Origin of the sequence: Rhodovulum visakhapatnamense (assembly GCF_004365965.1) — a bacterium.
Lineage (GTDB): Bacteria > Pseudomonadota > Alphaproteobacteria > Rhodobacterales > Rhodobacteraceae > Rhodovulum > Rhodovulum visakhapatnamense.
Genome location: NZ_SOEB01000013.1, coordinates 1 through 11,191, shown reverse-complemented (window position 1 = coordinate 11,191; position 11,191 = coordinate 1). Strand labels below are relative to the sequence as shown.

The window sequence follows — 11,191 nt, the reverse complement described above, 5'->3', positions numbered from 1 at the left end:
GGCGCCTTCATGCTCAAGCACAAACCCCTCGATCCAACTGTCCGTTCGACGATGACGGAGTTCTCCATCTCCAGGAAGACCCCTGGAAAGACGGATTTCCCGAAGTCCCATCCCGCTTGCATCGTCATGGCCGGATGGACGACCGAGGACTGGGAAAAGCTCGAAAGCTTCGGTGACTTTCCCCTTCTGGAAATCTGCCCTGAGGCTCCAGCCTACTTTGCGCAGGCAGGCCATTTCTCGGCGCGCGACCTCCGCAATATCGTCTCGACCTTCGGCCTCGACGTAGATCATCACGATGCGGAGGCGATCTATCACATCATCCTCGAGCGCGCCGAAGGGGCTCCCTGGGTTCTTCCAATACTCGAGACGATCATCGCACCGCAAAGGGTCAAGAACGGCGGTTTCAAGAACAAGAACAAGGTTTCCCACGTCCTGCAGAAATTTCCTCTTTCGAAACTGCGTCTCAAGGCAAACCCACATCTCCATGAGCGGACAGGCGAACTTCTTCTTCCGCCGGTCGTCCCCGATATCGCCGTGGCAGCCTTCTGCGAATACGCGATCGAGGCCTACTACCAGAAGATCGAAAACAAGAGCCTCTTCGAAGAGCACTACATCGAGGCGAGGAAGATCCTATCGGATATCAGCCCTGCCGACATCATCATGGTCGAGCTCGGCCAGATCGATGACATCCAGGATTGGGACGAGCACGCATCCCTGATCTCATCCCTCATGTCCGACTACCCTGACGCCGTCTCCGAGCACCTCCATCTCCACCTCATCGCCACCCTGAAGCATTTCAGCCAGCACATCACGCAGACGAGCAGCGCCGACGATCTTGAAGGCATCATGGTACTCTCCGGGGCCGCGGCAAAACAGGCAAAGCTGCTGCAGAACCCGCGCAAGGAAACCGTGATCGAACATGTCCGGAAACTCGGAATCGAGGTGGATCTCAACCTCGTCACCGACGAAGCGGTCGCCACGCTTTCTGCCGCGCTGGATGCGGGGCTCGTCATGCGGGTGCGTATCCAGGACCTTGCCATTGCCGACCTCGAGGAAAAGATCGCGGAAACCAAGGAGGCGATCGCCGCGGCGAATGCCGAGGAAGATTACGCCCTTCTCACCCGCCTCGCGCCGCAGGCGGGGGAGGAGAAGGAAGCCCTGCGCGTCGCGCGCGAGGTTCAGGAGGCCATTCTTCTCTGCCTTGGCGAGTTGGTCTCTGGCACAACGGAAGATCAGGATGCTGCGCTGGCCGAGCTGCGCGCCTTCATCGAGAAGAACGACCCGGACACAGAAGACTACGCCGAGGCCGATGCTTCCCTGGCATCCGAACTCTTCACCCTGCCCGACGCCGAAGAAAACCCTGTCGAAGACCACACCGCCGCGGACGATGTCGACCCCGAAGACGCGGTCGAGGACAACTCGCCCATCGACGCCACGAGCGTCTCCTCCGACGTCGTGAATAGCGATGATCCCGAAACCGCTGGGCACGATCAGGCGGAGGGGAACACATCTGAGCCGACTGTCACCGATGCATACGAGGAAGACACCGTCGAGGCGCAAAACACTCACGCAGGCATCGATGAGAACGAAGGCGCGGCGAAGGAGATCGAACCGCAGGACGTCGATCCCCAGCCTGACGCCGATTCCGTCGATATCGAGAATCCCCTCGAAGACGCACCGATTCAGTCTGCCATTGAAACGGCGGAAGATAGATATTCTGAACCCGAGGCGCTTCCCGATCTCATCCCTCGGATTGAGCCTGAAACTTATGTGGCCGAGATCGACATCGACACCACCCCGCCGGTCCCAGTCTCGGTGCTGGCAAGCCTGATCCATCGCAATCTCCTCGGGATCGCCGCTGATGCGGCGAAGAGCTTCGAACACGAAGGCAAGCACTGGCCGATCCGGGCCGTTGTCCTCGAGGCCGCCGCCGGCAGCCGCACGCCCCATCGCAAATACGGGGCTGACACCCAGCGGTTCCTGGAACTCGCCACCCGTGGGGCGGGTGACGCCGCATCCGATGTCGGATCCATCCTGCTCCTCGGAGCATTGATCCGGCCCGCGCTGCTCGAGACTTCCCTCTCCAGCCTGCGCAATATTCTCCACGAGCTTTGCCGCGGCAGCCTCGGGCAGCACCTGCAGCAGGCCACCGATGCGATCTCGGAACTCGATTACGACTTCCCGCCCGACGCCGACGAGCTGGCGAGCCTCTCCGGTGGCCAACGCACGCCCCAGAAACAGAGGCTTGCGGCCCAGCTCGGGAAATGGGCCGACACGGTGTCGGCCAAGACCTCGCGCTGGCCCTTCGCCACCGCCATCATGCACCACATCGCCTCGCCCGCCGGCCCCATCGGCGCGGCTCTCTCCGCGATCAGTAACGGCAACAAGAATGCGGCCAGCCTCGCCCGCGAGGCGATCGACGGTCTCTCTTCCGCCTCGAAAATCGAGACGCTGGCCGCGGAATACGCGAGCGAGGCCGGGCGCAACACGGCCCGCCTGCACCCCAAGGGGATCGAGTATCTCGAGCGCCAGCTCGAGGAGCCCCTCGGCCTTCTCGACAGCTGGATCGACGCAACCATGCGCGAGGGCAGCCAGGGGCAGAAATCCGAGGCGCGTCTGCGCACCATCGTCGGCAACCTCAACTCCCGCCTCCAGAAAGCCGAAACCGGGCTGCGGGCGGAGGCGACAAGCGCCCCCGACACACTTGCTGGAGCAACTGCCCACTGGGTTGCGGATCAGGTCCGCGAAGTCCTGCAGGCACTGCGCGGAGAAGATACCGGCGCCTTCGCGACGCTCGATGAAGCGCTCGCCGCGGAACGCGATCTTCTGCCCGCCTCGGTGCGTGACACGCTCGATATCCCCGAGGGCCGCTTCGACGCCTTCAGCAATCTTCTCAACAAAACCGTCATTCCCGATCCCAAAGGCGCCCTGGCCCAGGCGCGCGAGGAAGGCGCCTTCGATACCGCATCCCGTCTCGGCAGCCGTTTCGGCATCGACGTCCAGGACGGCCTGACCCATGACATGAAGGTCTTCGCGAAAACCTGGAGCGCGGAGATCAACACCCGCGTCCGCCGCCTCAAGACCCTCTCGAAGGTCGACTACAAGCACCAGGAAGAGATCTCCAGGCGCCTTGCACTCTGCGAGATCCTTCTGGGGCGCCTCACGGCGGTCGACAACGGATCCGAGGTCCACGACCTTGCCGAACTACCGGCGGCTGCGGCCGAGATCGACGCCACATGCGCCCAGATCGAGGCCAAGATCCGCGCTGACCAGGTCCAGCGCATCGACCAATACCGCAACGACCGCAACTCGGAAGAAGCCGACACCCTGCTCGGGGCTCTCGACGGCATCACGGTCGAGGCGGCCGAAGACCGCATCGCGCAACTTCGCGATGGTCGCTCCGCTGCGATCTTCCAGACCGAACTTGGCGGGCTCGTGTCCGACTTCCTGCCCGACTTCCTCGCCTATGCGAACTCTGCGCAATGGCCCACGACCAGCGAAGCGCTCGAGCGCACCGTCGCCGCGGCGGGGCCTCTGCATATCGAGGAAGATCGTCGCGGCGCCGGCCTTGATCTCATCCATCTCTACCGCGCCATCGGCACCTCGATGCAATCGAAGCAGCCCGACCTGCCGAAGGTTAAAGTGCTCTTCGAGGAGATCGGCTACGACAGCGTGAAGATCCACAACCCCCGGCCGGTCGGCCGTTCCGGACTGTGGCAGGCCCAGCTTGGCGGCCGGATCCAACCCCTCCGCTCCGGCGACTGGTTCCTGCCGCCGGTCTTCGGCTCGCAGGCCGCAAACGGGGCCGGCGCTCATCTCGTGCTAATCGGACGCGATACCCTTCCCGAGAACCTCGTGAAGACTCTCTCTTCGGACATGCCAGCGATCCTTCTTTTCGCCGGCGTCATTGATGCCCAGCGGCGGCGTGAACTCGCCGAACATCTGCGCGACAACGCGATCCCCGCACTCCTCATCGACGAGACCCTCATTACCTTCGCGGGAACCCGCCGTCAGGCCAGGGCCCGGACCATCTTCGAATGCGGATTGCCCTATGGCCGCGTCGAGCCCTACACAACGGACGCGGGCCAGCTGCCGCCCGAGATGTTCTTCGGGCGCAGCGAAGAGATCCGCCTCATCATGTCGAAAACGGCTGACGGCTGCCTCGTCTACGGCGGGCGTCAGCTCGGCAAGTCCGCCCTTCTGGGCCATATCGCCCGTACTGAGCATGCCCCCGAGAAGGACCGGATCGTCGTGACGCGCGAGGTCCGACCGCTTGGGAAATCCGAGAAGCCTTCGGAGATCTGGTCCCATCTCGCCTCGATGCTTTCACCCGAGATCGTGCGTCCCGCCAGCCGCAACGCCGAGGATGTCTCGCGTGACATCAAGGCCTGGCTCATGCACCATCGACAGGGTCACATCGTCGCCATGTTCGACGAAGCCGACAACTTCATGGATGCTGATACCCGCGACGACTACCCCGAGCTCGCCCGCCTCAAGAAATTGATGGAAGAGAGCGGGCGCGCGTTCAAGGTCGTCTTCGCCGGCCTTCACAACGTCCAGCGGATGTCTCACCAGCCGAACTCTCCGCTCGCCCATCTCGGCCTGCCCATCTGCATCGGTCCGCTGAACCGGACCGAGGACGACAAGCGCGCCGCGCATGATCTCGTCGTCTCGCCGATGCGCGCCGCGGGCTTCCGTTTCGAGAATCACGAGGCGATCGAGGAAATTCTGGCCTGGGCCAACTACTACCCCTCTCTGATCCAGGAATACATGAAGGGGCTTCTCTCCACTCTCCACGGCAGCGGTTCGGGCAAGCCCTATCGACTGCCCGAGGGCGATCCCCTCTGGCCGATCTCGAGCGACACCCTCTTTGATCACCGCGGCTTTGGCGAGATCGAGAACCGGATCCGCTTCAAGTTCCACCTCACGCTGAATCTCGATCCACGTTACGCGCTCGTGGCCTATACGCTCGGCAGGCTCAACGTCGAGGGCCAGGAAGACAAGGCCCGGGTCACCGGCTTCGATCCACGCGAGCTTCTCGACGAGGCGAGCACCTTCTGGCCGCGCAGTTCCGAGATCCCGGCCCTCGCCGCCTTCGAAGCCTTGCTCGAGGAACTCTTCGACCTTGGCGTTCTCGGCCGCGTTCCGATCCCCGGAACCAAGCGCTTCCGCTACCTGCTGGGCTCGCGCCAGGTCGCGACCATGCTCGGCTCCGAGGACGACATCTACCATGCGCTCGCCGAAATCGAGGAAAAGGATCCGGAGGTAGCCTATGACCGCTCCGTCCATCGGCGGCGCTACAAACTGAACACCTCCGGCAACCAGGGCGAGTTTTCCTACTGCCCGCTCACCGACCTCCAGATCGAGCGCATCGTCCAGCCCCAGGATGCGACCGGACAGATCGTCTGCGGCCTTGAGGCCCTCGGGCTTTCCAAGGTCGGCTCGTCGCTCAAGCGCATTGCCGAATCCGGCCACCTGCCCGGAGCCCCCGAGCAGGGGATCAACGTGGAGATCGTGCGCAGCAAGCGCGAATTGCGCGCACCCGTCGAACGCAAGGGCGCCTCGCAAAACCCGGTGATCCTCGTCTTCACACCGGAAGATCGCAAGGAGGCGCATGATGCGCTGACCTGGCTCGAACATCAGCCGCGGGTTCTCAATAAGCAGGTTCGCCCGCTTCTCCTTCTCGATGCCGCCAACACGGAGATGCGCGACATCGCCACGCGGCGGCCCGAACAGAGCCAGTTTCTCACCGCCTGGGGGGCGGAGATGATCCGAATCCACCTGAGCCATATCGAAAAGGTGGAGCTCGATACCAAGCCGATGCGGTCCGCCATTCTTGCGGCGGCCGGCGGCATCCCTTCCGAAACCATCAAGCTGATCTCCGCGATGCGGGTGGCGGAAGACCCGCTGGAAGTCGCTCGGGAATGGAAGGTGTCTTTCCGTATGCCGGCAGGACTTCTCAATGGCACCCTGGGCAAAGCCCTTTCCATTCTCGACATGGGGGATGACGAAGACGCTGACACTTTCAACGAGATCCTGCGCGATCACGCAGGAGCCGATCTTGTCGACATCGGGCCGGACCTCGTCGCAACCGGTCTTGCGACCTGGTTCAAGAAGAAAGCTGGACGCATCCGCCGCTCCGCACTTGGCGATCTGCTCGCCAGGGAGACGGAGAAATAGACACGAGTCTTCTCCGAAACCTCTTATCATAAAGTTCGTTACCGACCTGCTTCGTCGCTGGGGAGGCGTGAATTGCCGCTCGATCAGAGGTCACAGCAGCCTCCGGCTTTGCACATGTCTCATCCGCGGCTGCAGCGAATGGCGACTTCGCTTCCGATCCCGAAACGGCTATGGAACCGCATATCCAAACACATAGGGCGTTTGAGAACACAGGAGGTGTATTTGCTGCGGAGACTTGCCCTTACGGTGGAGCCGGTAGACCGCGAGACGCTCCCGTCGCTGTTTTCGCGCATTGCAATCCTGAATGGAACCGACGCTGCCAACTTCGCCCTCGATCTCGGGATCACCTTTCGGCGTATCCTGGAGCAGGACGAAGAGGCCGTCGCGATTTTTGCAGAACGCGCAGGGGTGTCGGCCACGCAGCTCGTCGAGCTGCTCTCCTGGACAGGTGAACGCATTGGAGACGTCCGGATGCGGTTTCGGAAGGAAGTCTTCGTCTCGCGGGCGCTACGAAACCCGATCATTCGGGGCTGTCCACACTGCATGCGTGAGCAGGCAGCTGATCAGCCCCATCCATTGCGGCACATTGCCTTGCGGGGGGACTGGCTCTGCAGGGGCGTTGATATTTGCCACCAGCACCACCATCCGCTGGTTCCCTTGTGGTCTAGCTCGCGCCCCATTGAGCGGGATGACATTGGAGCGAGATTGGCGGAAATCCTGCCGGACCTGCGAGCAGGATCATTCGACTGCGCGCGCATTGATCCTACCGACTATGACCTTTGGCTTGATAAGCGTCTATCGCAGGGTATCGCTGCGGACGACACATGGCTGGCGTCACAGTCGGTGTTTCCGGCAATCACACTCTGTGAGTTCATCGGTTCCGCCTTGCTGCGCAAACAGGGCAAGGCCCCGGACGATCGGCGCGCCAAGGCCACGGGCTTTGCCTATGTCTCGCAAGGCCCTGATGGGGTCCGAGCGGCTCTGGACATTCTTATGCGATCGGAGGACGGAGGCCACATCGTAACGCAGGGAGAGTTGGGTCCGCTCCTCCGACACCTTAGGGGCAGCTATCTTGATGACGATACCTTTGCGGGCTTTCGCAGCATCCTTCGTGACTATTTTCTGGAAATATGGCCGTTGGCGCCAGGGGATGACCTTCTCGGGCAGGCCGTGACAGAGCGGCGCCTCCACTCCCTCACGTCAGCATCCAAGGAAACCGGCATCGGCCCGGCTGTGCTGGATGATTTCCTGACAGAAGCGGGCGCGTTTGCGCCCGGTGACAAGCGTGCCGATGCCCGCAAGACCTTTGATGCGAAGGCCTGGCAGCACATTCTTGATGAAATCCCGACACTGGTTGGTCCCATTGCGCTGCGAAAGGCAATCGGCGCAACCCTGGCCGAACTGAACGGGTTGAAGGCAGACGGTGTCCTCGTCCCGAGGACCAATGTCGCAACGATCAAATCGCCTTGGCGGATTGCGGACGGCCACGCTCTTCTCGAGGAGTTGGAGGCCTATGCGCAGCCGGTTGCCCCAGAGGAGCCAGGGTGGGAGACGATCCAGCGCGTTCACAAGCGGCTGGACCTTCCTGTTGGAGAGATCATTGCGGCCATCCGGACGGGTTCTCTGCGCCTTGGTCAGCATCCTGATGTGTTCGGTTACCACGGGCTTGTGGTGGAAATCACTGAAGTTGCAGCGTTGAAGGCGAAGGTCGCGCCGAAGCGCAAGCCATCGATCAGCCAAGGAGAGGTGACCGCAGCGGCCTTCGCCCGGTCGGCGGGTATTCGGGGGAAAGGTCAATTCCTGGCTCTGATCGAAGGTGGTTACACGCCTGCGATGTTGGTTTTGAATCCTACGACCAGGCGTCGGGAATGGCGCATGAGCCGCGACGACATCGCTGCGTTCGAGGCCAGCTATACGACGCCATCGATGCTGTCGGCCGAAACCGCTGCGCATTTGAACACGATTCGGGCCGTTCTGCAGAACGAAGGTATCCAGCCGTTCCGTCCGAACGGCTTGGATGTGGGACCGGTCTATCTTCGCAACGCTGTTGAGCCGGTTGTGGCACTCCTGAAATCTCAGGGAGGTAAGTGACCGCTAGCCACGGGGTATGCTGAAATACCGTTCTACCCCAGTGTGCTAGAAGAAACCTTCGACACGGCGCCCCAAGCCTCTTGACAGGGGGTGTGCATGAAAAACGCCAAATCGTGCAAGCTTATGGTGCATTGGCAGCATAGTGTGTCGAGAGTCACCGATTTTGTCCTTTTGGCTTGGGATAAGCCATTGAAAACTATCGGGGCGATTTTGAGCTCAAAACTGAAATGCCCTTTATCGTCAGGGAATTTGTCCCGCGCGAACCCTGCAAGACTTCCCAACAGCCAGAGGTGGGGCATTGGTGTCCGCTATGACCGGCGGTATCTTGTCAGCTCTGCCATAGCCCCGTGCGGGGTGGCCTAAGCAGTTTCCATCTCGCCGATCCCTTCATCGAAAGTCTCGATAAAGCTCTCAAGCTTGGACATTATTCGCTCGGCGGATGCTTTGCGCTGTAAGATACCCGGAGAAACGTTCATGATCGCAACAACTTCGTCGGTCAAAGGGCGTTTTCCCGAAAATTGGTATACTTCAAGAAGATGCGCGAACCCTGCTCGATCAAGGTTCTCGGCGGCGCAAATTTCATCAAATTCTTTGTCACGTTTCTCAGCCCAGAAACCTTGGAATGCCTCGTGCGTCTGCTCGGGGCTTTTCATTGCAGGCATATAGGTCGTGATGAACTCTTCGATCAGCTCACGTTTGCTCCTCAGGCGAGGTTCAGAGCCCAGCAAATCGAGGATCGTCTTGGTTTTGCTTGCAGTGTCCACTGCGTCCTCCGCCTCCTGCTGCTCGGCAACGATAGAAGCCAAGAGCGCCAGGATATAGGCGACGTTGATATTGTCGCGGCGGATTAGTTCGAGCTCGAAATCAACCTCATCCAAGATGGAAGCCTTGTGGTCATCGTCGCGGTCGGACTTCATCCGGTCATGGATGTCGAGATACTTACTTTTAAAATCCTCGAAGCGCTGTGCGTCCAGAGCAAGATCGTCATCGCAGAACTCGGTGAAACTGGTCAGCACGTTTCGGATGCGGATCAGCTCACGGAAGGCGCGCACGAAGGCGAGGATGTCGTCCTCTGAAACCAACTTGTCCACGGCCGACGGTGTCGGTGCAATCTCGAGCAATTCCATCACCGCCTCGTTGAACCGGTCAACGTACTCTTGGTAGGGCGCGATCAGGATCGTCTCGTCGGCATCCTTGTTCGAAAACAATGCAATCGCTTCGTCCACCTTGGCCTTGAGGTTGCGGAAGCAGACGATATTGCCCTGCGATTTCTTCTGACCGAGAATACGATTCGTTCGGGAAAATGCCTGGATCAGCCCATGATACCGCAGGTTCTTGTCGACATAGAGGGTGTTGCAGGTCTTGGCATCGAAACCGGTAAGGAACATGTTGACCACCAGCAGGATGTCGATGCCCTGGCCACCAATGTAGTCCTTGCGATCTCGCCATTTCATACGCTTCGCCAGCGCCTTGTAGTAAACGTAGAAGGCCTTTCCGTCCTTCACGCTGTGGTTGGTTCCGAACATCGCGTTGTAGTCGGCCACATAGCCAGCCAGTTTGTCGCGGCTGTGCTGGGTCGCCGCGCTAACTGGACCGCCAGTCACATCTGGCTCGCCGATCAGGCCGTTGGCATCCTCGTCTTCTTCATTGGCCGCAAAGGTGAAGATCGTGGCGACCTTGAGGTCATGCTTTCCCTCGGCCTTCTTGCGCTGAAATGCCTCGTAGGTCTTGGTCAGCGCATCGACGGATCCCACACACATGATGGCAGCGAAATCGCGATTGTGCGTCTTGCGGTCGTGGTTCTCGATGACCCAGTCCACGACACCGTCAATTCGCCTGTCGCTTTCAAAGAATTCTTTCAAATCGAGGCCGGAAACCTCCTCCTCCGCGATGGAGGTCCCGTCCTTATGGCGCAGCTTGCCCCAATACTCGACGGAGAAACGCAGCACGTTTTCGTCACGGATTGCGTCGGTTATGACATAGCGGTGCAGGCATTCCTCGAACAGCTTCGCGGTCGTGCGCTTGCCGATGGCGTTTTCCTTCAGGATCGGCGTGCCGGTGAAGCCGAACATCTGCGCCTTCGCGAAAAAGGCCACGATGTTCTTATGCGTGTCGCCAAACTGGCTGCGGTGGCATTCGTCAAACACAAACACGATCCGCTCATCCTTCAGTGCCTCCATCGTCGCCGCGTGCCGTTCGCGCGTGATGGCGGTGTTCAGCTTCTGGATCGTGGTCACGACCAGCTTTGTATCAGGATCGGCCAACTGGCTCACAAGCGCTGTGGTGTTGTCGGTGCCATCGACCGAGCCGGGCGAGAAGTAGTTGAACTCTTTGGTCGTCTGATAGTCCAAATCGGCCCGGTCCACGACAAAGACAACCTTTGCCACCTTCGGATTCTCGACGATCACTTGGCTGGCCTTAAAGCTGGTCAGCGTCTTGCCCGATCCGGTCGTGTGCCAGATATAGCCGTTCTTGCGCCCCTTCATCACCCGGTCGAGGATCCGTTCGACCGCGTAATACTGATAGGGCCGCAGCACCATCAGCAGCTGGTCGCTTTCATGCAGGACCACGTATTTCGCGATCATCTTGGACACGAAGCACTTCTCAAGGAAGGCGTCGGCAAAGGCCTCCAGCCGCGTGATCGGGGTGTTGTCCTCATCCGCCCAGAAGAACGTCTGCTTGAAATCCTGATGCCGGTTGTTGGCGTAGTATTTCGTGTTCACCCCGTTCGAGATCACGAAAAGCTGTACATATTGGAACAGCGCGTTGCCCGCACCAAAGCTGTGGCGGTGATAGCGGTTGATCTGGTTGAAGGCCTCTTTCAGCCCACATTCTCCAAGTAAGTCGCTGATTTCGCTGTCGTAATCGTGATATTTCGCATATAAATCATGGCGTTGACGGCTGCGAGGGGCGCGTTTCA

3 protein-coding genes are annotated in these 11,191 nt (G+C 60.3%); 2 read left to right on the top strand and 1 reads right to left on the bottom strand.

The window, feature by feature from the left end; genetic code table 11:
* Nucleotides 1-9: 9 nt before the first annotated feature.
* Both EV657_RS12485 and EV657_RS12480 read left to right on the top strand, forming a co-directional pair.
* On the top strand, nucleotides 10-6,180 hold the full coding sequence (locus tag EV657_RS12485; protein WP_134078094.1) for a hypothetical protein: 6,171 nt from the start codon (nucleotides 10-12) through the stop codon (nucleotides 6,178-6,180).
* A 222-nt stretch (nucleotides 6,181-6,402) separates the two neighbouring features.
* A complete protein-coding gene (locus EV657_RS12480) occupies nucleotides 6,403-8,271 on the top strand; it encodes a TniQ family protein (RefSeq protein WP_166673701.1) in 1,869 nt (622 codons plus the stop codon).
* Nucleotides 8,272-8,630: 359 nt separating this feature from the next.
* On the opposite strand, the gene EV657_RS12475 is transcribed toward EV657_RS12480, so the two are convergent.
* On the bottom strand, nucleotides 8,631-11,191 hold a 2,561-nt coding region (locus tag EV657_RS12475; RefSeq protein ID WP_134078090.1), incomplete at its 5' end, for a type I restriction endonuclease subunit R.

Excerpts from the sequence above, each read along its gene's own strand:
- EV657_RS12485 (WP_134078094.1), top strand. The coding sequence starts at position 10 with ATGCTCAAGCACAAACCCCTCGATCCAACTGTCCGTTCGACGATGACG.